General features: G+C 67.2%; 29 protein-coding genes. 20 read left to right on the top strand and 9 right to left on the bottom strand.

Going from position 1 to position 26,457, the window contains the following annotated elements; translation table 11 throughout:
* Positions 1 to 2: 2 nt before the first annotated feature.
* Positions 3 to 221 (bottom strand): DUF3311 domain-containing protein, encoded by a 219-nt coding sequence (locus AB5I40_RS20365; protein WP_370940114.1) that lies wholly within the window; start codon positions 219 to 221, stop codon positions 3 to 5.
* Positions 222 to 369: 148 nt separating this feature from the next.
* Here AB5I40_RS20365 and AB5I40_RS20360 point away from each other — a divergent pair, with 148 nt between their 5' ends.
* Both AB5I40_RS20360 and AB5I40_RS20355 read left to right on the top strand, forming a co-directional pair.
* Positions 370 to 1,641 carry an amidohydrolase family protein gene (locus AB5I40_RS20360; RefSeq protein ID WP_370940113.1) on the top strand — a complete coding sequence of 424 codons (1,272 nt, stop codon included), beginning with the start codon at positions 370 to 372 and terminating at the stop codon, positions 1,639 to 1,641.
* 238 nt (positions 1,642 to 1,879) lie between these two features.
* A complete protein-coding gene (locus AB5I40_RS20355) occupies positions 1,880 to 3,022 on the top strand; it encodes a TetR/AcrR family transcriptional regulator (protein ID WP_370940112.1) in 1,143 nt (380 codons plus the stop codon).
* On the opposite strand, the gene AB5I40_RS20350 is transcribed toward AB5I40_RS20355, so the two are convergent.
* Complete coding sequence (locus tag AB5I40_RS20350; RefSeq protein ID WP_370940111.1) at positions 3,019 to 4,230, bottom strand: oxygenase MpaB family protein; 1,212 nt, start codon at positions 4,228 to 4,230, stop codon at positions 3,019 to 3,021. The two genes, AB5I40_RS20355 and AB5I40_RS20350, sit on opposite strands and share 4 nt — an antisense overlap.
* Before the next feature lie 205 nt (positions 4,231 to 4,435).
* Here AB5I40_RS20350 and AB5I40_RS20345 point away from each other — a divergent pair, with 205 nt between their 5' ends.
* From AB5I40_RS20345 to AB5I40_RS20330, 4 genes are read left to right on the top strand one after another with little or no spacing between them, the layout of a single operon-like run.
* Positions 4,436 to 4,762 (top strand): SAV_915 family protein, encoded by a 327-nt coding sequence (locus tag AB5I40_RS20345; protein WP_370940110.1) that lies wholly within the window; start codon positions 4,436 to 4,438, stop codon positions 4,760 to 4,762.
* 22 nt (positions 4,763 to 4,784) lie between these two features.
* Positions 4,785 to 5,045 carry a hypothetical protein gene (locus tag AB5I40_RS20340; RefSeq protein ID WP_370940109.1) on the top strand — a complete coding sequence of 87 codons (261 nt, stop codon included), beginning with the start codon at positions 4,785 to 4,787 and terminating at the stop codon, positions 5,043 to 5,045.
* Positions 5,045 to 6,145, top strand: coding sequence for a hypothetical protein (locus AB5I40_RS20335; protein WP_370940108.1), 1,101 nt, complete (start codon positions 5,045 to 5,047; stop codon positions 6,143 to 6,145). Before AB5I40_RS20340 ends, AB5I40_RS20335 begins: the two co-directional genes overlap by 1 nt.
* Positions 6,123 to 6,959 (top strand): hypothetical protein, encoded by an 837-nt coding sequence (locus AB5I40_RS20330; protein ID WP_370940107.1) that lies wholly within the window; start codon positions 6,123 to 6,125, stop codon positions 6,957 to 6,959. The genes AB5I40_RS20335 and AB5I40_RS20330 overlap by 23 nt, the downstream gene beginning before the upstream one ends.
* Before the next feature lie 6 nt (positions 6,960 to 6,965).
* On the opposite strand, the gene AB5I40_RS20325 is transcribed toward AB5I40_RS20330, so the two are convergent.
* Positions 6,966 to 7,406: an ArsI/CadI family heavy metal resistance metalloenzyme gene (locus AB5I40_RS20325; RefSeq protein ID WP_370940106.1), complete on the bottom strand. Its 441-nt coding sequence runs from the start codon at positions 7,404 to 7,406 to the stop codon at positions 6,966 to 6,968.
* A gap of 80 nt (positions 7,407 to 7,486) precedes the next feature.
* Here AB5I40_RS20325 and AB5I40_RS20320 point away from each other — a divergent pair, with 80 nt between their 5' ends.
* From AB5I40_RS20320 to AB5I40_RS20300, 5 genes are read left to right on the top strand one after another with little or no spacing between them, the layout of a single operon-like run.
* Entirely contained in the window at positions 7,487 to 7,849 is a 363-nt protein-coding gene (locus AB5I40_RS20320; RefSeq protein WP_370940105.1) for an ArsR/SmtB family transcription factor, read from the top strand.
* Positions 7,846 to 8,916 carry an ACR3 family arsenite efflux transporter gene (arsB, locus tag AB5I40_RS20315; protein WP_370940104.1) on the top strand — a complete coding sequence of 357 codons (1,071 nt, stop codon included), beginning with the start codon at positions 7,846 to 7,848 and terminating at the stop codon, positions 8,914 to 8,916. The genes AB5I40_RS20320 and arsB overlap by 4 nt, the downstream gene beginning before the upstream one ends.
* A complete protein-coding gene (locus tag AB5I40_RS20310; protein ID WP_370940103.1) occupies positions 8,913 to 9,311 on the top strand; it encodes an arsenate reductase ArsC in 399 nt (132 codons plus the stop codon). The genes arsB and AB5I40_RS20310 overlap by 4 nt, the downstream gene beginning before the upstream one ends.
* Positions 9,312 to 9,354: 43 nt before the next feature.
* Positions 9,355 to 9,687 (top strand): ArsR/SmtB family transcription factor, encoded by a 333-nt coding sequence (locus tag AB5I40_RS20305; RefSeq protein WP_370940102.1) that lies wholly within the window; start codon positions 9,355 to 9,357, stop codon positions 9,685 to 9,687.
* A complete protein-coding gene (locus AB5I40_RS20300) occupies positions 9,684 to 10,397 on the top strand; it encodes a methyltransferase domain-containing protein (protein WP_370940101.1) in 714 nt (237 codons plus the stop codon). The genes AB5I40_RS20305 and AB5I40_RS20300 overlap by 4 nt, the downstream gene beginning before the upstream one ends.
* 1 nt (position 10,398) lies before the next feature.
* On the opposite strand, the gene AB5I40_RS20295 is transcribed toward AB5I40_RS20300, so the two are convergent.
* Positions 10,399 to 11,289, bottom strand: coding sequence for a LysR family transcriptional regulator (locus AB5I40_RS20295; RefSeq protein WP_370940100.1), 891 nt, complete (start codon positions 11,287 to 11,289; stop codon positions 10,399 to 10,401).
* 119 nt (positions 11,290 to 11,408) lie between these two features.
* On the opposite strand from AB5I40_RS20295, the gene AB5I40_RS20290 reads away from it, so the two are divergent.
* Genes AB5I40_RS20290 through AB5I40_RS20280 form a run of 3 tightly spaced genes read left to right on the top strand, consistent with a single transcriptional unit; the run spans position 11,409 to position 14,367 of the window.
* Complete coding sequence (locus AB5I40_RS20290; RefSeq protein WP_370940099.1) at positions 11,409 to 12,248, top strand: polysaccharide deacetylase family protein; 840 nt, start codon at positions 11,409 to 11,411, stop codon at positions 12,246 to 12,248.
* Positions 12,245 to 13,204 carry an NmrA/HSCARG family protein gene (locus AB5I40_RS20285; RefSeq protein ID WP_370940098.1) on the top strand — a complete coding sequence of 320 codons (960 nt, stop codon included), beginning with the start codon at positions 12,245 to 12,247 and terminating at the stop codon, positions 13,202 to 13,204. Before AB5I40_RS20290 ends, AB5I40_RS20285 begins: the two co-directional genes overlap by 4 nt.
* Positions 13,201 to 14,367: a glycine C-acetyltransferase gene (locus tag AB5I40_RS20280; RefSeq protein WP_370940097.1), complete on the top strand. Its 1,167-nt coding sequence runs from the start codon at positions 13,201 to 13,203 to the stop codon at positions 14,365 to 14,367. The genes AB5I40_RS20285 and AB5I40_RS20280 overlap by 4 nt, the downstream gene beginning before the upstream one ends.
* 62 nt (positions 14,368 to 14,429) lie before the next feature.
* On the opposite strand, the gene AB5I40_RS20275 is transcribed toward AB5I40_RS20280, so the two are convergent.
* Positions 14,430 to 16,262 (bottom strand): plasmid pRiA4b ORF-3 family protein, encoded by a 1,833-nt coding sequence (locus tag AB5I40_RS20275; protein WP_370940096.1) that lies wholly within the window; start codon positions 16,260 to 16,262, stop codon positions 14,430 to 14,432.
* Positions 16,263 to 17,034: 772 nt separating this feature from the next.
* Here AB5I40_RS20275 and AB5I40_RS20270 point away from each other — a divergent pair.
* Positions 17,035 to 17,859, top strand: a complete 825-nt coding sequence (locus tag AB5I40_RS20270) for a hypothetical protein (protein ID WP_370940095.1) — start codon at positions 17,035 to 17,037, stop codon at positions 17,857 to 17,859.
* 223 nt (positions 17,860 to 18,082) lie between these two features.
* Here the strand turns inward: AB5I40_RS20270 and AB5I40_RS20265 are convergent, their stop codons facing one another.
* Complete coding sequence (locus AB5I40_RS20265) at positions 18,083 to 18,874, bottom strand: inositol monophosphatase (protein WP_370940094.1); 792 nt, start codon at positions 18,872 to 18,874, stop codon at positions 18,083 to 18,085.
* The gene (locus AB5I40_RS20260; protein ID WP_370940093.1) at positions 18,871 to 19,776 is read right to left on the bottom strand and encodes a DUF5919 domain-containing protein; all 906 of its coding nucleotides are present in this window, start codon (positions 19,774 to 19,776) and stop codon (positions 18,871 to 18,873) included. Before AB5I40_RS20260 ends, AB5I40_RS20265 begins: the two co-directional genes overlap by 4 nt.
* 160 nt (positions 19,777 to 19,936) lie before the next feature.
* Here AB5I40_RS20260 and AB5I40_RS20255 point away from each other — a divergent pair, with 160 nt between their 5' ends.
* The 3 genes from AB5I40_RS20255 to AB5I40_RS20245 all read left to right on the top strand — a co-directional run bounded on the left by AB5I40_RS20255 (position 19,937) and on the right by AB5I40_RS20245 (position 21,191).
* Positions 19,937 to 20,380, top strand: coding sequence for a hypothetical protein (locus tag AB5I40_RS20255; protein ID WP_370940092.1), 444 nt, complete (start codon positions 19,937 to 19,939; stop codon positions 20,378 to 20,380).
* Positions 20,381 to 20,677: 297 nt separating this feature from the next.
* Complete coding sequence (locus AB5I40_RS20250) at positions 20,678 to 20,899, top strand: hypothetical protein (protein ID WP_370940091.1); 222 nt, start codon at positions 20,678 to 20,680, stop codon at positions 20,897 to 20,899.
* Positions 20,889 to 21,191, top strand: coding sequence for an AMED_5909 family protein (locus tag AB5I40_RS20245; RefSeq protein WP_370940090.1), 303 nt, complete (start codon positions 20,889 to 20,891; stop codon positions 21,189 to 21,191). The genes AB5I40_RS20250 and AB5I40_RS20245 overlap by 11 nt, the downstream gene beginning before the upstream one ends.
* A 114-nt stretch (positions 21,192 to 21,305) precedes the next feature.
* On the opposite strand, the gene glnA is transcribed toward AB5I40_RS20245, so the two are convergent.
* Complete coding sequence (glnA, locus tag AB5I40_RS20240; RefSeq protein ID WP_370940089.1) at positions 21,306 to 22,730, bottom strand: type I glutamate--ammonia ligase; 1,425 nt, start codon at positions 22,728 to 22,730, stop codon at positions 21,306 to 21,308.
* Between the two features lie 172 nt (positions 22,731 to 22,902).
* On the opposite strand from glnA, the gene AB5I40_RS20235 reads away from it, so the two are divergent.
* Positions 22,903 to 23,391, top strand: a complete 489-nt coding sequence (locus AB5I40_RS20235; RefSeq protein WP_370940088.1) for an RDD family protein — start codon at positions 22,903 to 22,905, stop codon at positions 23,389 to 23,391.
* A gap of 69 nt (positions 23,392 to 23,460) precedes the next feature.
* Here the strand turns inward: AB5I40_RS20235 and AB5I40_RS20230 are convergent, their stop codons facing one another.
* Positions 23,461 to 24,189, bottom strand: a complete 729-nt coding sequence (locus AB5I40_RS20230) for a DUF4191 domain-containing protein (RefSeq protein ID WP_370940087.1) — start codon at positions 24,187 to 24,189, stop codon at positions 23,461 to 23,463.
* Positions 24,190 to 24,253: 64 nt separating this feature from the next.
* Between AB5I40_RS20230 and AB5I40_RS20225 the strand changes: the two genes are divergently transcribed.
* Positions 24,254 to 26,353: an ATP-dependent DNA helicase UvrD2 gene (locus AB5I40_RS20225; RefSeq protein ID WP_370940086.1), complete on the top strand. Its 2,100-nt coding sequence runs from the start codon at positions 24,254 to 24,256 to the stop codon at positions 26,351 to 26,353.
* Positions 26,354 to 26,457: the final 104 nt, after the last annotated feature.

Raw genomic sequence — 26,457 nt, 5'->3', positions numbered from 1 at the left:
CGTTACACCCGGTCCAGCTCGCCGCGGCGGCGGTCGATCGCGTAGACGAGACCGATCGCGCCGGAGCCGATCAGCGCGCCCGCGGTCATCCACACCAGCAGGAACGGAATCGAGCCGAAGACGTAGTCGATCCGGTTCACCAGGGGAATCGCCGCGACGCACCACGCGAACGGGACGACGAGCAGAAGCCAGTGCCAGCGGCGTTTTCTCGGTCGGGCCATGATCGCTCCTCAGCTACCCACGTCGCTGTGTTCAGCCTGGATGAATGGGCTTCAGTGTGAGCGATGACTTGTGTCGCGTCAATGACGACGATCGGGTGGACGCAAGAGAGGCTTGCGCAGTGGAGGTGCTGACTGTTCACTGTGGCTAATGGCAGCTCAACGCATCTCCGCGGAGGCAGGCATGATTTTCACCGCCGCACGACTGCTGACCGACGCGTCCGCCCCGCTGATCCACGACGCCGCCGTGGCCGTCTCGGACGGCGTAATCACCTATGCCGGACCAAGGAATTCCGCACCCTCCGGCGAAGTCACCGATCTCGGCGACGTCACCCTGCTGCCCGGCTTGATCGACTGTCATGTCCACCTCTGCCAGGACCCAGGTTCCGGCGAAGTCACCCTGGAAATGTCCGCCGACGACGATGCGCTGAGCCGCCGGATGGTCGCCAACGCACAACGATTGCTGGACGCGGGCGTCACCACCGCGCGCGACCTGGGCGCACCCGGCACCCTGGGCACCCGCGTACGAGATTTCCTCGCTGCCACACCGGAAGCCACCCCGCGAATGCTCGCGGCGAACGCGCCGATCACTGTCACCGGCGGCCACGCCGCGTCCATGGGCGGCATCGCAGACGGCGTCGACCAGGTTCGCGCTCTGGTGAAACAACACTTCGACGACGGCGTCGACCTGATCAAAGTAATGACCACCGGCGGCTTCATGACTCCCGGCAGCCACCCGGCCGAAGCGCGCTACACCGTGGACGAGCTAGCCAACTTGGTGTCTGAAGCGCACTCTCGCGGGTTGCCGGTCACGACGCACGCTCTCGGCGTCGAAGGCATCGAACGAGCCGTACTCGCTGGTGTCGATTGCATCGAGCATTGCGGCTGGGTCACCCGTACTGGCACCGAATTCGATCCGCGGATCGCCAAGATGATCGTGGCGCGCGGCATCGCCGTCAGCCCGACCATGAACACCGCTTGCACCGCAGCGGATTACATGTGCCCGTGGGACGAACGCGACGCCGTCGTCGGCAACCTCCGCGCGCTGATTTCCTTGGGTGCCACCATTGTCGCCGGAACCGACGCCGGAATCCCGTTAGTCCACTTTGAACGCTACGCCGACTGCCTGGACACCTTCGCCGAAGCCGGAATGACTCCCCGGCAAGCAATCGCCAGCGCTACCTCGGTGGCCGCCCGCGTCTGCGGCTTGGCAGACGTAACCGGTCGCTTGGTACCCGGATTCCGCGCCGACCTCATCGCGGTGGACGGCGACCCAACCGAGTCTTTAGCGACCCTGCACCACCCCCGTTTCGTCATGGCCGACGGCCGCCGCCACGAAGTCCGCAGCACTGACCTGGGCACCGGTGACTCCGCGGCCAGGGACCGCATCCGCCGGAACCTCGAACAGGGCGCCGGACGATGACCGGCACCGCCAGCCCGCTCAGCCCCGCTCAGCGAGAGTGGTACGTGAGGGGAACCCTGAGGGAATCAGATTCCCTCAGGGTTCCCCTCACGTACCGCTGCGGGAGCGGAGCCAGACCGCTGCCTCTGCGGGAACGACGACGTCGAGCGTCCGTCGCGCCCCGCGTGAAGACCCGCCCGTCTCGTGATTGACTGGCCAGCATGGCCGTACTTCCGCATCCGGGCGCTCGGGGTCCGCAGTGACCTCCGAACCGGCCGCGGCCACCCGTCCGCGCAATCGCAAGCAGCTCATCGTCGAAGCGGCGGGCCGGGCTTTCAGCGAACGCGGCTACCACGCGGCGTCCATGGAAGAGATCGCCGCCGCCGTCGGAATCACCGCGGCGGCGCTGTACCGGCACTTCCCGAACAAGTACGCCCTGTTCACCGAATGCGCCAACGTGATGGCAGACCGACTGGTCGCCGCCCTGGACGCAGTCCCCGCGGATGCCCCCGCAGACGACGTCCTCCGCCCGCTGGCCCGCGTCACGGTCGCCCACCGGGAGTCCGGCGGCCTGTACCGCTGGGAGGCCCGCTACCTCGACCGAGCGGACCGGCGCGTCCTGAGCGCCAAATTCGCCCACGTCGTCGCGCGCGTGACCGACGTGGTGCAGCCGTCGCCGGACGCGGACCTCCGCGCCGTAGCCGCACTCGGCGCGATCGGCTCGATCACGATGCACCACACGTCGATCGCCCACCACCGGGCCGAAAACCTGCTGACCGAATCCGCTCTGCGCCTGACCGCCGCAACGACCGCTGTGCCCGCGCCGTCGGTCTCGCTGCCCACCCAGCCCGTCCCGCGAACCCGCCGCGCGCAAATCCTCGCCGCCGCCGTCCCGCTGTTCGAGCGCGACGGATTCGCCACCGTCACCAACGCCAGAATCGCCGAGGCCGTGGGGCTGGTTCCTTCTGCCCTCTACCGCCATTTCCCCAACAAAGCCGAAATCCTGGCCGCCGCCTGCCTGCAAGCCGCCGGACTCCTGTCGCAAGCCGTAGAGCAAAACCTCCGCGGCATCACCGGCGCGGAAGCCTTGCCCGTCCTGGCCGCGACCTACGTGGCCTACAGCTTCGAACACACCGCCCTGACCAACGTCGCCGCCGCCGAACTAGGCGGCCTCCCGGCGGCGTTGCAACGCCCGCTGAACCTCGCCCAGCGCGAGCACATCGCCGTCTGGGAACAACAACTCCGCCTGGCCCGCCCGGATCTGGACGCACACCAAGCCCGCGTGCTGGTGCACGCGGGCTTCGGCGCGGTAGTCGAAACCGGACGGCGGCTGCGATGGGAGGACACCCCCGGCCACCGCGCCGCCGTCACCGGTTTTCTGCTGAGCGCGCTGGGACTCTAAGCACCCGGCCGATTCGCCGTGGGCAGCGTGATCGGTGTCTGTGTTGGCGACGTCCCGTTGTTGAGGTACAGCATCGAAATGCCGCGCACGAACTGATCGAAGAGATAGAAACTGCCCGGCATGATCTTGGACGTCCCCTCCCTGAACGCGACATACGCTGGCCACTCGATCCGGATCAGTGCCGCCTGCGCGTAATCCCGGGGGAGCCCGAGCCAATCGCCCATCTGGTCGTTGAGGAGATACCGCACGAGTTCATTGACGAACCCTGAATCGAGCCCGAGGGTCGGCTTCTCGATATACCCGAGCAACGTCTTCGCCAGACTGACCCCTTCGTCAGTCGGCCCGAGCACCGGCCACAACATCTGCTGCGCCTGCGCTTCCGCGTCCGCCCACGTCTGCGGGATGAACTGCTCCTGCACGCCAAGCAGATGCAGTGCGACCTGCCAAGCATGCAGATCCGCGTCCTGCTCGGCGGTCGACAACGCGATGTTCCACTTCAGCATGTTGCTGCGCGCGAACGTCGCCACCGAATGGAACGTCCGCAAAATGTCACCATTGCTGATCGGCTTAGGCTGATCCGCTCCGTCCTGGTACTTCGCCGACGTCGGTAGCAAATTCCGCACGACAGCGTGCACCAGGCGAGTCTTGTTGGCCGTAACGACGAAATGCCCGTCCGGCGCCCAAGCCTTGGAGTTGTGCAGGTCGTACCCGAAGGTGAACGTCTTGGCCGCCCGCTGCTTCATATCCGCGCCGCCAGCCGACCAGTAGACCGCCCGTGCCTCCCGTGGGATAACGGTGCTCATGATCCCGCTGCCCAGCGTCTCCGAGACGAACAGATAACTGCTCAACCGGGTATAAAGCTTCTCCGACGCGGCAAGCTTGGCCGGATCCGCCCATGACGGCAGTTTGTTGACCTGCTGCAGATACGCGACCAGATAGTCCGGCATGCCAGCAGGCAACGGCGCGTTGTTGTCGATCCAGCCCTGCCAAGCCGTATTGACCGCCGGAATCTTGCCCTCTTTGAGCAACGCCGCGGCGACCGCGTCCGCTGTGTCGTCCCAAACCTGGAACGGATCGGCCCCCGTCCCGCTCCCGGCGATCGACCCCTTGCCCGACCACGCCCACGCAGTGCCGGTGGTGCCGGCCATGCCCGCGATGCCCAACGCCGCGCCGAGGGTCAGCACCTTCCTTCTGCTGAGATTCTCCATGTACTTGTCTGCCTCTCTGGTAGGCGTCGTTGCCATCCCATCACCGGCCAGGGGCTGCTCGCCGCCCCGTGTCGACAGTCTCGGAAGAAGTGATTTCTCATTAACATAACGGCGCCGGTCGGCTGGTGGCAAGAGGTGTCGCCGCTCCGGATCAACGCCCCGCGCGGTTTGCGGTGTGCGCGCCGGTTTGTGACACTCGACGACTGTGAGTGATTCGGCAGCGCGGGAACCGGCTCCGATCCCGCCGGAGTTTCCGCCGGTGGTGTACGTGCCCTGCGCCGAGCACGTGGAGGAGAGCGCGGACGCCCGGCCGGTGCTGCGGCGGACGAAAGAGGGCGGGGTCGCCCTCTTCGCGTACTCCGCGCTCGACCGGCTTTTCGAGGGGTGCGGAGCAGGGCAGCCATGGATTCTGCTCCCGGTGCGGGCCATGGAACCGTTGCGGGAGTCGCAGGGCTTCGACCTGGTGCTGCTCGACGTGTTCATCCCGCCGGAGCACCGCCTCGAGCACGCGGGAGGGAGCAAGTATCGGTAGGGGATACGAGCTCGGACCGGGGGTGCTCGACGGCATCCGGGGCCAGCTGAGCGACGCTCGCGGCCAGGTCGAAGGACTGTCCGGCTCCGTTCCGCAAGACGTCGACGCCGGGCTGCTGACCGGCCCGCTCGACGCGGCGCTCTCGAGTCTGGTCGAAAGCGCGGCGCAATTCTCGACGGCGCTCGGCGGAGTCGCCGACGATGTCGAGACCGGGAAGAAGGACTACGAACGCGCCGAGGCCGACGCGCAGGACCAGCTGCCGAAACCAGGCGGGGGTGCCTGATGCCGATAGAGACCAAGGTGGACGGCGATCCCGGCAGCATGCGTGCCGCGGCGAATTGGCTGAGACAAGATCTTTCGCAAGCGATTCACCGCGCGAACGACAAGGTGTACGGCGCGCGGAACAGCGCCGCGAGCGGTCTCCGGGGCGAGGCGGCCGATCAATTGCGGCAGAAGCTGACGACGGGCGGCAGGCAGGCCGACGACTTCGCGGAAAGCGTTTCCTCGGTGGCACAGAAGGTGGATGCCGCTGCCGACGTCTTGCAGCAGGTGCAGACCGACCTGGGGCGAATCCGCTCGGACGCCGCCAACGCTGGGTTGTCCGTGACGGGAACGGTCATCCAAGATCCCGGGCAGTCTGGCTCAGCCGGGGATCACCAGGCCAAGGCCGACGCGTACCAGAAGGCCAGCACCGAGGCGGAGGACGCGCGCCGCCGGTGGAAACAGCAGGTCGAGCAGCGGTCTCAGGACTTTCAGAACACCAAGAACAAGACTGTCTTCACGCTCGCCGGTTTCGGGGTCACGGGCGGGACGGAAGCGGCCAAGGTGCACAAGTCGATCCTCGAGAAGGATTCGACCGAGCTGCGCACTCGCGCCGCGCAATCCCTCAAACACGCGGAAGCCATCGGCGGGGCCGACCCGAAAGGCTTCTACACGAACATCGACGCCGCAGCGGCGGACACCGCGGCAGCGGACAGCCAAGCCGCGCGAGCCGCGAAGTTCGGCAAGACACTCACCCGGGTCGGCAACGTCGGCGGCGGCGCATTGGCACTCGGCGGGATCGCCTACGACATCTCGCACGGCAAACCCGTGGCACAGGCGGTGACGTCCGGCGCGGCGGGGTTCGGCGCGTCGATCGCGACCGGGGCCGCGGTCGGCACCGTGATCGGCGGTCCGGTCGGCACCGCGGTGGGCGCGGTCGCGGGAACGGTGGTCGGCGCGTTCACCTCCGGCGCGGTGGATTCGGTGTTCAAGCACGGCGGGCACGTCGGATCGGCGATCGACGACGGGATCAAAGCGGTCGGGGACACCGGGAAAGCGGTGGGGTCGCTCGCATCGGACGCAGGCAGCGGGGTGAAACATGTCTGGGACTCGATCTTCTGATCACCTGACGGTTCCGGAGGCGTGGGCCGCCGGACCGGCCGGCCGGTACCGCAACGCACTGGCCATCCTGATGCTGCTGACGCTGGCGGCGGCGGCGATCAGCGTGTACCTGTACACCGGCGGAAGGTGGATGGCCGGAACCGGCGCGGCGTGGTTCACGGTGCTGCTGGCCGTCTTTGTCTACGTCGGCACGGACGCCCGGTTGCGCCAGAAGCCGACGGGAGCGGCTGTGACCACAACGGTGACCGCGCAAGGACGCCCCGCGACCGAACTGAGCTATTCGGCGGTGCAGTTCTCGGGCTACCTGTTCATCATGTCCTGGATCGCGCTCGGCCTGTTCCTGTCCGCCGTTCTCGCGCACGGTTCGGACGACTCGACCGTGCGAAACGCGACGATCCCGTTCGCGGTCGCGGGAGTACTGATCCTGACTTTCCCGGCGGTCGTCGCGCTCGGCTGGTTCCGCCGAGGCCGGATTCTCCTGACCGCCGAAGGCGTTTACCAGCGCGGGTGGACGTTCGAGTCGTTCCTGCCGTGGTCGGCGATCACGTCGATCCAGCCGTACTTCCTCGACGGGCCGGAGATCTGGGTCGCGGCCGGGAAAAACGAGCGACAGTGGCAGCGCAAGCAATTCACCCGCTGGTGGCGCCAAGACCGGCTGCCCGAGGACCCGGTGCTCCAAATCCCGGCCAAGAACCTCGGCGTCGACGCCACCTTCGCCTACCACCTGCTCGGCTACTACTACCTGCATCCAGCCAGCCGGACCGAACTCGGCAGCACGCTCGCCGTCGACCGGGCACGGCAGGCGAATTTCTGAGCTTGTTCAGGCACAACAGCCCTCGGGTTTGGCGGCTTCGTCAGACGTGCAGCACGCGGTGTTGTCCGATCCGAACGTCTGCGCATCCGCCTTGACGGTGTAAACCTCCCACGGCTCCCGGCCCGGACCGTGCACCCACACCTTGTCCTGCACGGCGTAGCAGCAGGTGGTGTCGTCCTCGGTCAGAGTCTCCAGGCCATCCCCGGTGAGGCGCTTGCTGGCCTCGTTGACGTCGTCCGTCGACTCGACCTCGACGCCGAGGTGGTCCAGGACGGTGTCCTGTCCGGGTTCGCCTTCCAGGAGCACGAGCTTGAGCGCGGGCTCCGCGACGGCGAAGTTGGCGTATCCCGGCCGGAGTTTGGCTGGCTCGGCGCCGAACAGCTTCGAGTAGAAGTCAATCGAACCAGCAAGGTCTCCGACCCGCAGGGCGAGCTGAACTCGGGACATCCGTCCTCCTTGAATAGATGGTTGTCAAAACAGCAGGCGGCTAGATTGCTCTCTAGATAGAAGCCTGTCAAGATAGAAAGATGTCGAAACAACTCGTGCTAGCGGCGATCAGCGCCTGCTGTTCCCCGTTGGCGCGCGAGCCGCTGACGGCTGACCAGGCCGCGGAGCTGTCGAAGCTGTTCAAGGCGATGTCCGACCCGGTGCGGCTGCGGCTGCTGTCGCTGATCGCGTCCCACGCCGGCGGGGAAGCGTGCGTGTGCGACTTGACCGACGCGTTCGACCTGACCGGCCCGACGATTTCCCACCACCTGAAGGTGCTGCGGGAATCCGGCCTGATCACCGGGGAGCGCCGCGGCACCTGGGTCTACTACCGGGTCCACCCCGAAGTGCTGGCCCGGCTCTCGGCCGTGCTGGTCCCGGGCGGGACGGAGGCGCTGGCGTGACGACGGAAACGGGTGTCGTCGGCAAACTGTCCACTTTGGACCGTTTCCTGCCGGTGTGGATCGGCGTCGCGATGCTGGCGGGATTGCTGGCCGGCCGATGGATTCCCGGCCTTGGCGAGGTCCTGAACGCGGTGCGGGTCGACGGGATTTCCTTGCCGATCGCGCTCGGGCTGCTCGTGATGATGTACCCGGTGCTGGCGAAGGTCCGCTACGACCGGCTCGGCAGCGTGACCGGCGACCGGCGGCTGCTGTGGCCGTCGCTGGTGCTGAACTGGCTGATCGGCCCGGCGCTGATGTTCGCGCTGGCCTGGCTGCTGCTGCCCGACCTGCCGGAATACCGGACCGGGCTGATCATCGTCGGCCTCGCCCGGTGCATCGCGATGGTGATCATCTGGAACGACCTGGCCTGCGGCGACCGGGAAGCCGCCGCCGTGCTGGTCGCGCTGAACTCGGTGTTCCAGGTCGTCATGTTCGGCGTCCTGGGCTGGTTCTACCTCGCCGTGCTGCCCGGCTGGCTGGGCCTGCCGCAAGCCGGGTTGAGCGTTTCCGGGTGGCAAATCGCCAAGAGCGTGCTGGTGTTCCTGGGCATCCCGCTGCTCGCCGGGTACCTGTCCCGCCGGTTGGGGGAGCGTGCGAAGGGGCGTACCTGGTACGAATCCCGTTTCCTGCCAAAGGTCGGTCCGGTCGCGCTGTACGGGCTGCTGTTCACCATCGTGGTCCTGTTCGCGTTGCAGGGCGACCAGATCACCAGTCGCCCGCTCGACGTCGCCCGGATCGCGGTGCCGCTGTTGGTCTACTTCGGACTCATGTGGGCCGGTTCCTACGCGGTAGGCAAGGCGGTCGGCCTGTCGTACGAACGGACCACGACGCTGGCATTCACCGCCGCGGGCAACAACTTCGAACTCGCTATCGCCGTCGCGATCGCCACTTTCGGCGCCACGAGCGGACAAGCGCTCGCCGGAGTCGTCGGGCCGCTCATCGAAGTCCCGGTCCTGGTCGCGCTGGTCTACGTGTCTCTCGCGCTTCGACGCCGCTTCGCCGCCGTGCCCGCGGAGGTTTCGCCATGACCATTCCTGAAGTGCTCTTCGTCTGCGTCCACAACGCCGGACGCTCGCAAATGGCGGCCGGGCTGCTGCATCATCACGCGCGCGGCAGGGTTGCCGTCCGCTCTGCCGGATCCGCGCCCGCCGACACGGTCAATCCCGCCGTGGTCGCGGTGATGGCCGAACTCGGCATCGACCTGTCCCGCGAATTTCCCAAGCCCCTGACCACCGACGGCGTGCGCTCGGCCGACGTCGTAATCACCATGGGCTGCGGCGACGCTTGTCCCGTTTTCCCAGGCAAGCGCTACCTCGACTGGCAACTGGACGACCCGGCGGGCCTTCCGGCCGAGCAGGTCCGCCCCATCCGGGACGAGATCGACCGGCGGGTCCGGGCCTTGCTCGCCGATCTGGTCAGCTGACCCCTTCATCGTCTATCGTCGATGGGCGATGAAGGAGGGTGTCGTGCTGGATCGTGCCGTCGCGGAGACCTACGCCGGATGGTTCCGCGCGCTCGCGGATCCGACGCGCGTCCAGATCCTGCACCTGATCGCTTCCGCGGGCCGTCCGCTGCCGGTCGGCGAGATCGTCGAGCAGGTGAGCGTGAGCCAATCGACGGTCTCGGCGCATTTGAAGATCCTGACCGAGGCCAGGTTCGTCCTGGTGCAACCGCACGGCACCGCTCGGTTGTATCAGGTCAACAAGCACTGTTTGTCCTGCTTCCCCAGCGCGGCCGATGTCGTCATGGGCAAGGCGGCCGTCCCCTTCGCCGACATCGCCTGCGAGGTGCCGAGATGACGTCAGACCAGGACGCGATCCGTGACCGCTACGCCAATGCCGCACGCCGAGCGTTGGCAGGCGAAGCCACCGGTCTGCTGTGCGGATCCGAACGACTCGGCGCGGTGCACTACGCAGAAGAAAGCGTGCCCGAAACGGTGGCAGCCACCAGCCTGGGCTGCGGAAATCCGCTCGCGGTCGCCGACCTGCGGCCGGGTGAAACTGTCCTCGACCTCGGTTCCGGCGGCGGCCTGGACGTACTGCTTTCCGCCCGTCGCGTCGGGCCGGAAGGCCGCGCCATCGGTCTCGACATGACCGACGAAATGCTCACCCTCGCCCGGCGGCACGCCGCAGAGTCGAGACTCGGGAACGTCGAGTTCGTCAAGGGCACGATCGAAGCCATTCCCTTGCCGGACAACGCTGTGGACGTCGTGATCTCCAACTGCGTCATCGCCCTGTCGCCGGACAAACCGGCTGTTTTCGCGGGGATCGCGCGCGTTCTGCGTCCCAGCGGCCGTCTCGGGGTGACTGACCTTCTCGCTGAGGAAACCTTGACCGACGCGGAGCGAGCTGCTGCTGACGAGGAATGTCTCGGCGGCGCACTCACGGCCGAGGACTACCGAGCCTTGCTTCACTCCGCGGGCCTCGTGAACGTCGACATCCGGCGTACTCAAGAGGTCGGGAACAAGCTGTACTCGGCAATCATTCGGGCGGACAAGCCGTCCGGCTGACTCACTGCCGAAGCAGCGGCCCCACTCCAGGAACCCGCGTGATCTCCTCCGCGAGAAAGTCCCGCAACAACCGAACCCGAGTCAGCTCCGCCCGCTCAGGCACGACGAGCAGATTCACCGGCAACGGCGCACAGCTGTACCCAGGCAGCACCGCCTGCAACACCCCGTCCCGCAGAAGGTCGTCCACCAGCCACCGCGGCACCGGCGAAATCCCGCGCCCGGCGACGAGCGCCTCCCGCGCAGCCAGCCCGTGATCGACGCGCAACCGAGGCTCGAAGGTCGCGACGTGCGCCGCCCCCTGCGCGTCGATGAGCGTCAACTCATGGCTCTTCGCGACACTCGTCCGCCGAATCACGTCATGCGTCGACAGATCCTCCGGCGACTCAGGCGTCCCGCGCCGCGCGAGATAGTCCGGTGCCGCAACCAGAATCTGATGCGCCACCCCGAGCGGACGGAGTCGCAGTTCGCTGTCCGGCTGAGGTCCGATCTGGATCGCGACGTCCACGCCGTCGCGGATCAGGTCGGATCGTTCGTCAGTGAGGACGAAGTCGACGCGGATGTCCGGATAGCGGTCCTGGAAGTCGAAGATCAGCTTGCTCAGATGCATGACCCCGAAGAACGCCGAACACGAGATCCGCACCTTCCCGGACGCACCCGGCTCGACTTCCTGGCGTGCCTGCTCGACCAGCCGGAGGATCTCCGTGGCGCGGTCGTAAAACCGGCTCCCCTCCTCGGTCAGCGAAATGCTCCTGGTGGTGCGGCTGAACACGGACACCCCGAGCGCCTCTTCCAGGTCGCTCACGTGCCGCGTGACGGTGGACTGGCCGACGCCGAGATCCCGTGCGACAGCGGAGAAGCTGCCGCTTTCGGCGACCCGGACGAACGTGCGCATGCGATCGAGCGTGACTTCTGGCTTATGCATCGGGTGAATAAATCCTCTCCGCCGACGAGGCTAAATGAATCGCCCTCTCGCGGCTACCGTGACGATATTCCGAGGGAAAGAAGCGAAAAATGCCCATGGGACCTGTGCGGGCCTGGCTGGACGGCAAGAAGGTCGCGGTGAAGATCTGCGTCGCGCTCGAGTCGTGGTCTGACGGCCATTGGCCGGTCTACGCGCCGATGGCCGCCGCGTGGCCGTTGTCCGAGGTGGAGTGCCGGCACAGCATGTCGTGGGCCGAATACGGGGCGACGACGGGAGTGTGGCGGCTGCTCGAAATCCTGGACCGGCACGGCATGCCAGCCACCTTCGGCGTCAGCGGCCTGCTCGCGGAACGGCATCCCGAACCCGTTCTCGCCGCATACGCCGCCGGACACGAGATCGCGGCGCATTCCTACGCCCAGGACATCATCCCCGGTCAGCTCAGCGCCGCCGCCGAAGCGGAAAACATCAGGCGCTGCACCGACATCCTGCGCCAGCTCACCGGCTCCCGGCCGACCGGCTGGCTCAGCCCGCGCGCCACCGAATCCCGCGATACGCCCGCCCTCCTCGCCGCGTCCGGCTACCTCTGGTCCGGCGACCGCAGCGACCGCGACCTGCCCTACGTCGCCGCCACCTCCGCGGGCCCCCTTGCCTACCTCATGCACAGCGACTTCACCGACGTCCGCGGCGTAATGGCAGGCCCGCGCGCATTCCGGGACCTCCACGTCGACTTCCTCGACTACCTCCTCCGCCAGCCCACGCCAGGCATCCTCAACCTGACCGTCCACGCACACGTCGGCGGACGCCCGTTGTTCGCCGACCAGTTCGACCAGCTGCTCCAGCAGATCGCCCTCCTCCGGGACGACCTCTGGATCGCCACCCACCACCAGCTGGCCGAGCACGTGCTCGACACCGAGAAGGCCGCATCATGACCCGCACCCTCATCATCGGCGGCACCGGAGCCATGGGCAGCCGAGTCGTCGCGCGTCTCCTCGCCGACACCGACAACGAGATCACCGTCCTCACCCGCGACCCAGCCTCACCCCGCGCGACCGCCCTAGCCCACGACCGCGTGCGCCTGGTCCGCGGCGACGCAGGCGACCCACGAAGCATCAAGTCCACCCTGAACGGCGTGTCCCAAGTCTTCTGCAACACCGACTTCTTCTCCACCAAAAGCCCGCTAGCCGAGTTCACGCAAGGCACGAACATCCTCGAAGCAGCCAGGCAACACGGCGTCGACCGATTCGTGTGGTCGTCGCTGGACAGCACCGCGACCCTGACCAACGGACGCGTTTTCGTGCCGCACTACGAAGCCAAGGCAGCGGTCGCCGCACACATCCAACTCCACCGCTCCGAAGAAATGATGCGTCGAGAACCGGACGGCTGGTACACCGAGCACGTCTCGATCCTCGTGACTTCGCCGTACTTCGAGAACCTGCAATCCCGGCTCTCACCCTCCGCCGAGGACGCGGTGTTCACCCTTCCGCTAGGCACCGGCCGATACCCCATGATCGCCCTGGCCGACATCGCCTGGTTCGCAGTGCACATGCTGGAACATTGGCAATCCTGGGGCGCGCGCGACCTGTCCGTCTCCGCGGACAGCCTGACCGGCACCGAAATCGCCGAGACTTTCGCGCGGGTAACCGGAACCCCCGCCCGCTACCAAGACCTGCCCCTCGACGAACTCCGCACGAGCATCCCTGACGTCGGCCACGACTACGCCGGAATGTTCGGCTTCTTCCAGCAACACGACGTCGCCGCCCATGACCGCGACCTAGCCCTGCTGCGCCGCCTCCACCCCGGCCTGATGACCTTCGAAGACTGGCTGCACCACACCGGCTGGGACGGCAGCCGCCGCGAGGTCCAGCAATTCCGGCCCCGCTCATGACCTACACGTCCGTCCAACCCGAACTGCGCACCGCGCTAGACGACCTCCGCGCCGCCGACCTTTACAAGACCGAACACCACCTCACCTCGCCACAATCGGCACGGCCCGTCGTCGACGGACGGGCTGTCCTGAACTTCTGCGCCAACAACTACCTAGGCCTGGCCGACCACCCCGCAGTAGTCGATGCGGCCAAACAAGCCCTGGAAACCCACGGCTTCGGAATGGCAAGCGTCCGCTTCATCTGCGGCACCCAACCCGAACACGCCGCCCTTGAGAATCGCTTGTCAGCTTTGCTGGGCACCGACGCGACGATCCTGTACTCCTCCTGCTTCGACGCAAACGGCGGCGTATTCGCCACATTGCTAGACGAGCGAGACGCGGTTCTCTCCCACACCCTCAACCACGCCTCAATCATCGACGGCATCCGCCTTTCGAAAGCGCGCCGCCACCGCTACCGCACCCTGCATGACCTAGAAACCCACCTGTCGACCCCCGCCCGCCGCCGCCTCATCGTGACCGACGGCGTCTTCTCCATGGACGGCTCCATCGCCCCCTTACGAGAAATCTGCGATCTAGCCGACCGCTATGACGCCCTGGTCATGGTCGACGACTCACACGCCGTCGGGCTCCTCGGCCCGACCGGCGCCGGAACCCCCGAGTTGCTTGGCGTGCAGGACCGAGTCGACATCATCACCGGCACTCTGGGCAAAGCCCTCGGCGGTGCTTCCGGTGGCTACGTCAGCGCTCACGCCGAGATCGTGGAGTTGTTGCGACAGCATTCCCGTCCGTACTTGTTCTCGAACGCCCTCCCGCCCGCCATCGTCGCGGGCGCTCTCGCCGCTCTCGACCTCGCAACCGATCCTGCTCGCCGCGAGGCCCTCCACCGCAACACCGCTTGTTTCCGCGACCAGATGACTGCGGCTGGCTTCCCTCTCCTGCCTGGCGAACATCCAATCGTGCCAGTGATGTTCGGCGACGCAGGGGAGGCCGTCCGCGTGGCCGAGCGGATGCGGCGGTCGGGCGTGTACGTGACGGCGTTCAGCTACCCAGTGGTGCCATGGGGAGAGGCCCGCATCCGGGTGCAGATCTCGTCGGAGCATTCTCGCGAGGACCTGGACCGCTGCGTTGCCGCCTTCGTCGCGGCACACGGCGCAAACAGCTGAGGAACGCGGCGAGATGCTGCCTCTCCGACAGCCGTTCGTGCCCGGAGCGGGGACGAACCAGGTCAGCGCACGATGCGCAGGCGGGGCCCGGTGAGCTGGTCGAGCCGGCGATTGGCGTCCTCGGCGGAAAACGCGTGCGGGTCGAAGCCGCCGGGCGAAGCCAAGCCGAGCCATCCGAGCATGCCCTCGTGCTCGTCGTCGCCCGGATCGGCCAGAATCGCCTTCAGCTCCTGGTAGCCGTACGGGCCGCCGCAGTCCTCCGGTGGGCACGCTCCTTCACCGACAGTGCAGATCGGACCGGTCGTTCCGGCTTCGGCAGGCAGGATCTCCTCCAGCGTGAGGTCGTGTTCCCAGCCGTCGCCGAAGTCGTAGGCGTAGCCCAGCCGGTCGCCGACCTCGGCCAGCAGCTGGGACAGGCGCACCGCCCGCTCGTCGGCGTGGCCGAGGTCCGGGTCGGGAATTCCGTACTGGGCACCACCCGCGGAGAAGGCGTGCAGATGGCAGTTCTCCCAGCCCATCGCGATCTGGATCACCTCGTGCACCTGGCCGAGGTCGAGATCGGCGGGCACCTCCAGGCGTCGCCACACCGGCGGTTTCGTCACGTCGCGCAGGGCGAGCTTGATCCGGTAGCGAGTGTCGGGGCGCACCGCGGCGGGCGGGACGGGCGCGTCCGGTGCGGACGGTGGACCGCCGGGCAATCCGGCCATCGGCAGGAGCTTGACCAGCCGGTCGGCCGCCGGATGACCAGTGCCGGCCAGCAGCGGCAGGATCTCGGCCTGCTCGGCGCCTGCCTGGTCGTGGAGCAGGCCGGACAGCGCTTGCGGGGGCAGATCGGGAGCCAGCGTGACCTGCAGGACGGCGGATGCGTCCACGACGGTCCATGCCAGGTCGGTCTCGGCCGGCTCCGTGCCGTCCTGCTCGGCCAGCCAGATCCGCGCGTAGGAGCCGAACCCTTCATTGCCCGCCCACTCCCGCCAAGCGACGGCCGCGTCCGGGCCGCATTCGCGAGCCAGCGCCAGTGCGGCGAGCCGCTGTTGCCCCGAGGCGGATTCGCCGGCCGAGATCAGTTCGGCCGCGGCCTCGGCCGGCGCGCGGGCGGACAGCCAGGGCCGGGCCATCAGTGCGGCGATCCGGTCGGGCAGCGCCACCACCGCATCCACCAGCGCGGCGGCATCGGCTCCGGCCGCCGGCGCGTTTCGCCGGAACAGGAAATCGGTGAGCCAGCGCCCCAGCGGGGTCAGCTCGGCGGTGTCGCCGTGCAGGGCGGCGATGCCGAACTCGGCGAGGGCTTCGACGATCTCGCCGCCGGCTTCCGTCGTGCCCGCCAGGTCATCGAGGAGGCCGGTCGCCAACGAGCAGGACGGGCAAGTGCAGCCCGGCGTGCCGGCAGCGAGGCCCCTCGCGACGTCCTCGCTCAGGTCGTCCAGCGAGATCGCGCCGCCCCGCTCGTACAGGACGGCCAACCCGTCCAGGAGCTCCGCATCGGGATCGCCCGCCTCACCGGCCAGCCCGAAACACTCCAGCGTGCACCGGGTCCAGATCGCCAGTACCTCGTCCGCGGTCCCCTCGGCCCAGGCCTCCAGCGCGGCGCCCGCGGCCGCCCGGCCACGCTCCACCTCGACGAATCCGGCCGCCGCCGCGGTGAACCACGCCAGCATCAGCTGATCGATGTCCAGCGCGCTGCGGGGCTTGCGGGTAGTCAGTTCGATCCCAAGCAGGTCGCAGGCCTCGACGGCGGCGGCAGGCTTGAGCACTCCCCGAGCGGTCAGCGGCCGACCAGGTCCGACCCATCCCGCCAGCTTCGCCGCCTCGGCGAGCGCCGGACAGCTCCGCGCCGCCGAGGCGAGTTCCTTGGGCGAGAAAACCGGCTCTCGTTCCTCCGCGCGGGATGGCATAAAAGCACCTTAGGGCCGTCGGCCACCGGGGGAACGGCAGGCCGGACTTCTCCACGGCGCGCCGTGGAGACAGGGAAACACAAACGGCCGGTCCCGCACGGATGGCGGAACCGGCCGCTTGTCGCTGCCGTTTTACCAGGTCAACCCCGGTGTTGGATCACACGTCGTAGGTCTGTCACGTCCTGGCGCTGACCTGCGGTCTGTCCAGTTGTATCCCTTCTGACCTGCTGGTTAGCGGTTGTCGTCGGTCGTTCATGGTCAACACTCGCCGACGTCTGACGGCCTGGAGACGGCCTGGCGGTTCCTTCTTGCACCTGTTCCGGCGGCCGACCGCGGAACTGACCTCGCGAGGACCCTTGGAGACCACTCCGCGTTGGCTGCGCAAGTCGGGGGACTGAGCCGGACAGTTCGATGAATCTCCGTCGCCGTTGGAGGCGCGCTCGCGCTGCCACGTCTACGGCGGGCTCGCCCGGCGGCGCGGGCCGGAGCGGAGCGGCAGGCTCGCGTCCGCCAGTGGACGGAGCCCGCCGTACGCGAGGTGATACGCGCGCCGCCAACGGCGGCGCGCCTTGATCCCATAGAGCCAAGTTCTGCAGAAACTTGGCCGTCTCTGGTGGAGGTTGTGCAACGTCGCCTGGTGTCGTGCCGGAAGAACGTTGTACGCGTTCCAATGGGTCGCGGCCAACTTGCGGGTGCGTTACGCAACGCGCACAATGGTTGCAACTTGGTCACATGGCGTAACGGTGCGTTCGCTCTCGCAGATAACCGGTCCATGAGTGAGAGCACGCGGAAGGAACCCGCCAAGGGGCCGGTGGCACCTGCAGGCAAGGAATGTTTTGTCATTTGCCCAATCGGTCCGGCCGGGTCTGACACGCGTAAACGCTCAGATCAAATCCTCAAACATATTATTAGTCCATGCGTTGAACCGTTGGGGTACTCAGTTTCGCGCGCGGATACGATTGACCAGTCAGGCCTTATCACCACGCAGATAATCGACAGGTTAATCAATGTGGATCTCGTGATTGCAGACTTAACGGACCAAAACCCAAATGTGTTTTATGAGCTGGCTGTCAGGCATGCGGCCAACAAGCCTTTTGTTCATCTGATATCTTCCGGGCAGACTATTCCGTTTGACATTCAAGGCCTTCGGACTGTCTTTCTGGATCACACTGACCTCGACTCGGTGCATGAGGCGAAACAGCAGCTCGCGGGCATGGTGAACGCGATCGACTCTGGTGCGCCCGTAGAAACGCCGATCACCTACACTGTTGATTTGCAGCAGCTTCGTCAGTCCGATAATCCCGACGCTAAAGGCATTGCCGACCTTATCGAAGACGTTCAGGCCATAAAGAGGGCCATGATGCAAACGGGTGCGCGAGTTCCCCGTAGCTTTCAAGCCGAGCTGGTGAACCTGCGAAAGTTCGTTGAACATCTTGCGAAATCTGGTCGACTTGAATGGGAGGACACGAGCCGTCTTTCCGTCGATGGTGCATCAAGGTCGTACGACGAGTGGCTGTCGGGCCTTGCAAAGACTCTCAGTCCTTGGGATGGCCCCAGGAAGGTTAGAAATAGACTCGACGACGAGCCGCCATTTTAGAGATGGCGGCAGGTCGCTCACGGACGTGACGTGCGCGCGGTCCCGGTCATCTCGGAGACCTGCCCATCCCGCGCGGGCATTCTTTTCTTCTTGGACGCTGCCCTGGGCGCAGCCAAAGGCGGTGCGGCCCGCAAGGACCGTCTTGAACAATCGGTGTAACTTTGAACACGTCGTCTGCGACGTTGCTCGACGTCTTGGTTCGACCGATGCTTGCCTCTAACGGTCAGCTGAGAACTGTCGTCAACGCGGTGTGAATCGCTGACGATGCCGCAACGGTCTCGGCAGAGTCGGTGGTGTGGTGCTCGCCTGTGGCGTCGGTGACGAGTGCGCCAGCTTCGCGTGCAACAAGAACTCCGGCTGCGGTGTCCCATGGCTTGTTGGACAGGATGACGCAGGCGTCTGTGCGGCCCTCGGCGACGAATGTGAGGTCGAGTGCGGCCGACCCGAACATGCGGACGCGCTCTACGTTCTCGGCTAGGGCTTGGGTTACAGAGAACCGGCGGCGGTTCTTCTCCGTCGCACCGGTGCCGGTGGCGTAGTCGCCGAGGGAGACGATGGCGCGGGCGAGACTGTCGTTGGTGCTGGCTTGGATCGCCTGGCCGTTGCAGTACGCGCCCGCCCCCTCAACCGCGGAATAGCTGAGGTCCAGGAACGGCGCGACGACGACACCAACCACGGGTTTGCCGTGGTTGACAAGTGCTAGCTGGGTCGCGCAGAGCGGTATGCCGTGTGCGAAGTTGGACGTACCGTCGATGGGGTCCAGCGCCCAGACCTGAGGCGTGCTCGGGTCAATGGTGCCGCCGCCTTCTTCTTCCCCGAGGAATCCGATTTCCGGCGTCGCGCGTTCCAGGAACGCCCGGACCTCTCGTTGGATCCGAAGGTCTAGATCAGTAACGAGGTCGCGGTCTCCTTTGGCATGGACCTCACCCGGGCCTTGGGTGGTCATGAGCTTCCGGCCGATCTCTACGGCTTCTTGCGCCACAGCGAGCATCGCGTCTAGGTCGTCGTTCTTCACGCGGCGACCTCCGTTGAACGCGCCCACATGGACTCAAAGACCTGGGCGAACGTGTCGAAAAGGCCGGCGGGCTTGCCTGCCTGCCGTTCCATGACCAGCGTCGGTGACTCGACACCTCGCGCGTCCGGCAGGTAGGGCTGCACTACGCACGTGTCGTTGTCAATGACGGTGATATTGAACCGCACAGGCTCGTCGTAGGTGCGGATCTGCAAGTTCTCTCGCGCGGACGGGCTGAGCTTGGACTGGAGGCGCTGCAAGGTCTGCATGTTCAGCGTCGTCAACGTGGTGAGCACGTCCGCCGGAAGACCCTCTTCGCGTTCGCGAGCCTTGATGTACTCCCCAGCCGGGTCGAGGAACAAGGCGCGAACCGTGGTGCCGTTCTCCAGCAGGTCCGTGAGCGACCGGTCGGAGTACTGCTGACACAGCGCGTTGAGCGACAGCCCGGCAATGCTGATCGACTCGGCATCGTCGAACAGCCGGTGCGGCGGCATCTCGTGACTGAACTCCGGCCGCGTGGTGAACACGGCGGTCACATCGGCCATGCCCTCAGCACGGGCAACCGGCGGCGCTGCTGGCGCGGCGGGCTTGGTCGACGGCGGCTTGGGCACGAACCCGATTCCCCCGGTGTGCTCCTGGAACAGCTGCTCGGCAGTCCACCCGGGGAACATGCTCTCCAGAATCCGGCAGTGGTCGGCGTAGGGCAGGCCGCGGACGTCCCCAGACAGCCATCGGTAGAACTGCGCCTTGCTGGGATACCCGCCCTTCAAGGTGTCGTCGATCTTGGCGGCGTGCTTGTCGTACTCGCGGCAGAACGCCCGATGGCCCTGGAGGTGCCGCTGCTTCAGCAGCACCTTGAGCACGTTCGCTTTCTCGGTCACCGGTCCCGCGTCGTGCGCCGCCATCGCATCACGGTAGCAGGCGGATGAGACAAAGACGAGACTCGATGACGGTCAGAAGTTCGAGACGAGACCTCCGCGCCATCTCGACGAAACTCCTGGTCAGCCGATTGTGTACGTAGCCGCCAGTGAGGCGGGCCGCAACGGTGAAGCAGGCGAATCCAGCATGGCGATCAGCAAGGGCTTTCGGTTCCCGGTCGAGTTCGACGAGGCGTTCCCGCAAGGATTGGCGGGCGAGGTGTCGCCGGACAACGAGTACCAGTCGCGGGAAGACCGGGCGGCCGGTCGGCCTGCTCGGCAGCGGGTCGACGAGTCCACGGACAAGCGGCAGTGGAAGGTGACGGTCATCGACCCGAGCGAGCCGAACGCGAAGCGGGCGTCGTATGAGGTGACGTTCTTGGCCGATGTTCAGCCGGTGCCGACGACGAGTGAGGTTCTGCCGGGGATGCGGCCGATCGAGCTGGAGGGGCAGACGGCGGAACCGCGCGTCGCGGGCAATGGCGAGTTCAAGTGCCAGTCCTACGTCTACCGCGCGACGGGCTTCAAGGCGGTTGCCAGCGGTGGCGGGTCGAGGTCGGCGCAGCAGGAGCAGACGGCTAAGGCCGCGTGACGGCGCTGACGGCGACCTGATCGGGAGTCGCAATGGTGACCAAGAAATCGGTGAAGGCGTGGGAGGACGCGTACCGCAAGTACGGTGCCGCATCGGAATTCGCGGCTCGTGCGGGTCAGGGCGACCACGAGGCGGCGTCTGTCATGGCGCACGCTTCGTGGGTCGTCGCTGAGGCCTGGCGGGCGATTGCGGCGGAGCGTCAAGACCTGACTTGGTGGATGTTGGCCGCGATCGAGTCCGCGGCTGAGGCGTTCGAGGATCAGTCACGCCATTGGCAACAAAAGGAAGGACAAGGCGGTGGCGTTCAACGCGACCTGGACGCCTGGCCCGGAAGCGGTGGCGGGAATGCACGTCAGTGGCCCGGAAGCCCTGCCGGGCTTCGTGTGCCGCCTCGGCAAGGACAGCCCGCCGACGGATCCGACACAGTGGCAGAGGTTCGCCCTTCACCGACTCTGCGCCGAAGCGGACCAACTGCTGGCCGTCCTCGACACATCGGCAGGGCAAGCACATGACAACTAAGAGTGAACCGGCGACGCTAGAAGCTGCTCACTCCACCGCGATGTCTCGGCGTCCCGCGTCCGACGCAGCTCGTTCGGAATGGGTGGCTTTCCACCTGGCGAACGCGGCGATGTACCGCACCGTCGCAGACTTCGATCGCTGGCATCACCATGAAGCCCTGTACTGGGCGGACTACGAAGAACGCCGAGCGGCAAGACTTTCCTCGTCGGACGAGGCGGCACCAATAGTCCACATTGGACGAGGAGAATCCGGCGACAGTAAGGAAAATGCACGTTCGGCCTCGTGGCGATGAAAGACACCTCGTTCAGGTGCGCAAAAAAGGACGGCGGCCGAGGAATCCCTCGACCGCCGTCCCGTGCTAAGCGGAGGCTCCGACCAGTAACCCCTGGTCAAACCCCCAACCGCATCACACGTCGTAGTACAGCGAGAACTCGTACGGGTGCGGACGAAGCCGCAGCGGGTCGATTTCGTTCTCGCGCTTGTACTGGACCCACGTCTCGATCACGTCGGGCGTGAAGACGCCGCCCTCGAGCAGGTAGTCGTGGTCCTGCTCCAGCGTGTCCAGCACGGTGCCCAGGTCGCCCGGGACCAGCTTGACGTTCTTGGCCTCCTCGGGCGGCAGCTCGTAGAGGTCCTTGTCGATCGGCTCCGGCGGCTCGATCTTGTTCTTGATGCCGTCGAGCCCGGCCATCATCATCGCCGAGAACGCGAGGTACGGGTTGCCCGACGAGTCCGGGCAGCGGAACTCGGCGCGCTTGGCCTTCGCGTTGTTGCCGGTGATCGGGATGCGCACGCAGGCGGAGCGGTTGCGCTGCGAGTACACCAGCGAAACCGGCGCCTCGAAGCCCGGCACCAGGCGGTGATACGAGTTCACCGTCGGGTTGGTGAAGGCCAGCAGGCTCGGCGCGTGCTTGAGCAGGCCGCCGATGTAGTGCCGCGCCGTGTCGGACAGGCCCGCGTAGCCGGACTCGTCGTGGAACAGCGGCTGGCCGTCCTTCCACAGCGACTGGTGGCAGTGCATGCCCGAGCCGTTGTCGCCGGCCAGCGGCTTCGGCATGAACGTCGCGGTCTTGCCCGCGGCGAACACGGTGTTCTTCACGATGTACTTGAACAGCTGCAGGTCGTCGGCAGCGTGCAGCAGCGTGTTGAACTTGTAGTTGATCTCCGTCTGGCCGGCGGTGCCCACCTCGTGGTGCGCGCGCTCGATCTCGAAGCCGGAGTTCGTCAGCGTGCGGACGATGTCGTCGCGCAGGTCGGCGAAGTGGTCGACCGGCGGGACGGGGAAGTAGCCGCCCTTGAACTTCGTCTTGTAGCCCTGGTTCCCGCCCTCGGTGTCGGCGCCGGTGTTCCACCAGCCCTCGACCGAGTCGATCTCGTGGAACGACAGGTGCTCGGCGTCCTCGAAGCGGACCGAGTCGAAGATGTAGAACTCCGCCTCCGGACCGAAGAAGACGTTGTCGGCGACGCCGTACTCCGCGATGTACTGCTCGGCCTTGCGCGCGATGTTGCGCGGGTCGCGGCTGTAGGCCTCGCGGGTGAACGGGTCGTGCACGAAGAAGTTCAGCGAGAGCGTCTTCGCCTTGCGGAACGGGTCGATCCGGGCCGTCTCGGGGTCCGGCAGCAGCAGCATGTCGGACTCGTGGATCGACTGGAAGCCGCGCACCGAGGAGCCGTCGAAGGCGAGGCCCTCTTCGTACGCCTCCAGGTCGAACGCCTTGGCCGGCACCGTGAAGTGCTGCATGACGCCCGGCAGGTCGCAGAACCTGACGTCGATCGACTCGACCTTCTCGTCGGCGATGAGGCGCTGAATGTCGTCTGGAGTAGTGGGCACCCTCGGTGACTCCTTCTCGTTCGTTACCGGCGGCTGTACTCTCTTCGGCTCACGCTAAGAGGGCGGTGTTGCCCGACCGTCACCCGAATGTTTCGCCGGTGTTAACGGGTGGCCGCCACTGCCCAGTCGACCAGGCCGGATGTGGTCCGCGCCACCGGCATACCCTGGACGGGTGGCGAGATGGACGGGTGAATGGCTGCCGGGCACCGGCGACGGCTCCACCGCGGCGGGCCCGCGCGAGGCCCCGAAGTGGCGCGGCGAGTCGATGGGCCTGCCCGAATCCGGCGTGGGCGCGGTGGCGGGCGGCGGCCCGCGCTTCCTCGCGCTGGTCGTCGACCTGGTGCTCGCTTCCCTGATCACGGCCCTGTTCGTGCGCTACGACCTGCAGAACGCCGCCGCGATGCAGACGTTCAACCTCTGGGCCGGCGCGGTCTGGGCGGTCATCACGGTCATCCCGGTCACGTTCTTCGGCTTCACCCCGGGCATGGCGGTCCTGGGCATCCGGGTGGCCCGCCTCGACGGCGCGACGATGGTCGGCGCGTGGCGCGCGCTGGTGCGGATGGTGCTCACCGCGCTGCTGCTCCCGCCGCTGGTGCGCAACGCCGACGGCCGCAACTGGCTCGACCGCGCGACCAACACCGTCGTCATCCGGATGCGCTGACCGCGAAACGCGCGAAATGAAAGAACCCCCGGCCACCTGGACCGGGGGTTCTCTCGTCAGTAAGCAGCGTCAGCGACGGCGGATGGTGCGCTGCACGTTCCGCATCTTCGCGCCCGCGGGCATCGGTCCCTTCGGCATCGCCGCACCGCGCGAGCCGAGGGCGGCCAGCTTCGCTTCGAGGGCGTCGATCTGGGCCGGCTTGAGGTTGCGTGGCAGCTTCGTCAGGTGCGACTGCAGCTTCTTGAGCGGGACCTGCTTGTCCTCGTGGCCGATCGTGACGTCGTAGATCGGGGTGTCGCCCACCAGCCGCGACACGCGCTTCTTCTCCTGCGCGAGCAGGCCGCGGACCCGGTGCGGGGCGCCCTCCGCCACGAGGATCACGCCGGGGTGGCCGAGCACGCGGTGGACGGCGTCGAGCTGGGTCGTCGCGGCGACGGTCGGCGTGACCTTCCACTTCCCGCGCAGGTTCTCCAGCGCCCAGGCGGCCGCGCCGGGCTGGCCGTCGGCCTTCCCGTAGACCGTGCGCTGCACGCGCCTGCCGAAGATGATCACGGCGAGCAGGATGCCGAGCACGACGCCCAGCGGCAGCAGCGTCCACTGGATGTCGAAGATGAACCCGATGCCGAACAGCACACCGGCGACGACCACGATCGAACCGACCATCCAGGGGATGAGCATCGGGTCTTCGCGGCGCTGCATCTTGAACGCCTCGAACAGCTGCCCGCGCCGGGCCTTGCTCGCAGCGCGCTTTTCCCGCTTGGCCTGCTTGGCCGCTTCCTTGTCCTGCTTGCCCGCCATATGACCAGGATACGGCCGCGTGCCCGGCCGGGAATCCGTCGGCCCCCTCTGCGAGGATCGCGGGGTGGCCATCGCATCGTCTCCCCAGAGCCGGCAGAGCCGCCAAGGCCTGCTCGACGGGCTTGATCCCGAGCAGCGCGCCGCCGCGGCGGCCCCCCGCGGTCCCGTGTGCGTCCTCGCCGGCGCGGGCACCGGCAAGACCCGGACGATCACGCACCGCATCGCCCACCTCGTGCAATCGGGCCACGTCTCGCCCGGGCAGGTACTGGCGGTCACCTTCACCACGCGCGCCGCGGGGGAGATGCGCACCCGGCTGCGCGGCCTCGGAGTCGACGCGGCGCAGGCGCTGACGTTCCACGCCGCCGCCCGCCGCCAGCTCCGCTACTTCTGGCCGCGGGTCGTCGGCGACCGGCCGTGGGACCTGATCGACAACAAGTTCCGGCTCGTCGCCCAGGCCGCCCAGCGCGTGCGGCTGAGCACCGAGACCGAGGTGCTGCGCGACCTGGCGAGCGAGATCGAGTGGAGCAAGGCGTCGCTCGTCTCGCCGGACGACTACCCCTCGGTCGCCGCGCGGACGCAGCGCGACACTCCCGCGCCGGTCGCGCAGGTCGCCGAGGTCTATCGCTGGTATGAGGAGCTGAAGACGAACGCGCAGGTCCTCGACTTCGACGACCTGCTGCTGCAGACCACCGCGGTGCTGGAGAAGCACGAGGCGGTCGCGGCCGAGTTCCGCGACCGCTACCGCTGTTTCGTGGTCGACGAGTACCAAGACGTCACGCCGTTGCAGCAGCGGCTGCTCGACGCGTGGCTCGGCGGCCGCGACGACCTCACCGTCGTCGGCGACGCCAACCAGACCATCTACTCCTTCGGCGGCGCCTCGCCGAAGTCGCTGCTGGAGTTCACGCGGCGATTCCCGGAAGCGACCGTCGTGCGCCTCGAACGCGACTACCGGTCCACGCCGCAGGTCGTCGCGCTGGCGAACCGCGTGATCGGCGCCGCGCGCGGACGTCCGGCCGGTTCGCGGCTGAAGCTCATCGGACAGCGGCCGGAGGGCCCGGAGCCGCGGTTCGCCGAGTACGAAGACGAGGCCGCCGAGGCCAGCGCGGTCGCCCGCCGGGTCCGCGAACTGCTCGACGCGGACGTGTCGGCGAGCGAAATCGCGGTGCTGTTCCGGGTCAACGCGCAGTCGGAGGCCTACGAACAGGCGCTCACCGAAGCCGGGATCCCGTACCTGGTCCGCGGCGGCGAGCGGTTCTTCCAGCGCACCGAGGTGCGGCAGGCGATGGCGGCGCTGCGCACGGCGTCGATGGAACCGACCTCGTTGGAGCTGGTCACCGCGGTGCGCTCGGTGCTGGCGCGGGTCGGGCTCACCGAGCAGCCGCCGTCCGGGGGAGCGGCGAAGGAGCGGTGGGACGCGCTGCTCGCGCTGGTGGAGCTGGCCGAGGAGCTGGCGGCGTCGGTCGAGGACGCGGACCTGCCGCGCTTCGTCGCGGAGCTCGAACAGCGCGCGGCGGCGCAGCACCCGCCGACGGTCGAAGGCGTCACGCTCGCGTCACTGCACGCGGCGAAGGGGCTCGAGTGGGACGCGGTGTTCCTCGTCGGGCTTTCCGAGGGCACCATGCCGATCTTGCACGCGGACGGCGACGACGCCGCGATCGAAGAGGAACGGCGGCTGTTCTACGTCGGCGTGACGCGGGCCCGGGAGCACCTGTCGCTTTCCTGGTCGCTCTCGCGCGGTCAGGGCCGCGGACGCAACCGGCGGCGGTCGCGATTCCTGTACGGGCTGGTCCCCGAGGACCACCCGGCGGCGCGGATCGCGCGTTCGCAGCAGGTGTCGAAGCCCGGGTCGAACGTCGCGCGCTGCCGGCTGTGCGGCGGTCCGCTGGTGCAGACCATGGAGGTCAAGCTGGGGCGGTGCGGGAAATGCCCGTCCACAGTGGATGAGGATTTGCTGGAGAAGCTGAAGACGTGGCGCGGGGAGCGTTCGCGGGAGTTGAAGGTCCCGGCGTTCGTCGTGTTCACTGACGCGACGCTGATGGCGATCGCCGAGCAACGGCCGACCGACGACGGCGCGCTGGTGTCGATCTCCGGGATCGGCGCGACGAAGCTCGAGCGGTTCGGCGCGGAAGTGCTCGACGTGGTCCGTTCGTCGATGCGATCTTGACCGCGTCTTCGCGGTGATCGATGCGGCGAACCTGCTGCTAGGGGGCGATCTTCGTCTCTTCGGCAGAGATTTGGGAAAATAAGTTGCCCCGGCTGTGCCGGGGC

This window comes from Amycolatopsis sp. cg13 (assembly GCF_041346965.1).
GTDB lineage: Bacteria > Actinomycetota > Actinomycetes > Mycobacteriales > Pseudonocardiaceae > Amycolatopsis.
The sequence above is the reverse complement of the archived record's forward strand: the minus strand, read 5'-3'. Positions and strand labels throughout refer to the sequence as shown.

What these genes read in the sequence shown, in the direction of transcription:
- AB5I40_RS20365 (WP_370940114.1), bottom strand. Translation starts at nt 221, where the DNA reads ATGGCCCGACCGAGAAAACGCCGCTGGCACTGGCTTCTGCTCGTCGTC.
- AB5I40_RS20360 (WP_370940113.1), top strand. Translation starts at nt 370, where the DNA reads ATGGCAGCTCAACGCATCTCCGCGGAGGCAGGCATGATTTTCACCGCC.
- AB5I40_RS20350 (WP_370940111.1), bottom strand. Translation starts at nt 4,230, where the DNA reads ATGGAGAATCTCAGCAGAAGGAAGGTGCTGACCCTCGGCGCGGCGTTG.
- AB5I40_RS20335 (WP_370940108.1), top strand. Translation starts at nt 5,045, where the DNA reads ATGCCGATAGAGACCAAGGTGGACGGCGATCCCGGCAGCATGCGTGCC.
- AB5I40_RS20330 (WP_370940107.1), top strand. Translation starts at nt 6,123, where the DNA reads ATGTCTGGGACTCGATCTTCTGATCACCTGACGGTTCCGGAGGCGTGG.
- AB5I40_RS20325 (WP_370940106.1), bottom strand. Translation starts at nt 7,406, where the DNA reads ATGTCCCGAGTTCAGCTCGCCCTGCGGGTCGGAGACCTTGCTGGTTCG.
- AB5I40_RS20320 (WP_370940105.1), top strand. Translation starts at nt 7,487, where the DNA reads ATGTCGAAACAACTCGTGCTAGCGGCGATCAGCGCCTGCTGTTCCCCG.
- AB5I40_RS20310 (WP_370940103.1), top strand. Translation starts at nt 8,913, where the DNA reads ATGACCATTCCTGAAGTGCTCTTCGTCTGCGTCCACAACGCCGGACGC.
- AB5I40_RS20300 (WP_370940101.1), top strand. Translation starts at nt 9,684, where the DNA reads ATGACGTCAGACCAGGACGCGATCCGTGACCGCTACGCCAATGCCGCA.
- AB5I40_RS20295 (WP_370940100.1), bottom strand. Translation starts at nt 11,289, where the DNA reads ATGCGCACGTTCGTCCGGGTCGCCGAAAGCGGCAGCTTCTCCGCTGTC.
- AB5I40_RS20290 (WP_370940099.1), top strand. Translation starts at nt 11,409, where the DNA reads ATGCCCATGGGACCTGTGCGGGCCTGGCTGGACGGCAAGAAGGTCGCG.
- AB5I40_RS20285 (WP_370940098.1), top strand. Translation starts at nt 12,245, where the DNA reads ATGACCCGCACCCTCATCATCGGCGGCACCGGAGCCATGGGCAGCCGA.
- AB5I40_RS20280 (WP_370940097.1), top strand. Translation starts at nt 13,201, where the DNA reads ATGACCTACACGTCCGTCCAACCCGAACTGCGCACCGCGCTAGACGAC.
- AB5I40_RS20275 (WP_370940096.1), bottom strand. Translation starts at nt 16,262, where the DNA reads ATGCCATCCCGCGCGGAGGAACGAGAGCCGGTTTTCTCGCCCAAGGAA.
- AB5I40_RS20270 (WP_370940095.1), top strand. Translation starts at nt 17,035, where the DNA reads ATGAGTGAGAGCACGCGGAAGGAACCCGCCAAGGGGCCGGTGGCACCT.
- AB5I40_RS20260 (WP_370940093.1), bottom strand. Translation starts at nt 19,776, where the DNA reads ATGGCGGCGCACGACGCGGGACCGGTGACCGAGAAAGCGAACGTGCTC.
- AB5I40_RS20255 (WP_370940092.1), top strand. Translation starts at nt 19,937, where the DNA reads ATGGCGATCAGCAAGGGCTTTCGGTTCCCGGTCGAGTTCGACGAGGCG.
- AB5I40_RS20245 (WP_370940090.1), top strand. Translation starts at nt 20,889, where the DNA reads ATGACAACTAAGAGTGAACCGGCGACGCTAGAAGCTGCTCACTCCACC.
- AB5I40_RS20230 (WP_370940087.1), bottom strand. Translation starts at nt 24,189, where the DNA reads ATGGCGGGCAAGCAGGACAAGGAAGCGGCCAAGCAGGCCAAGCGGGAA.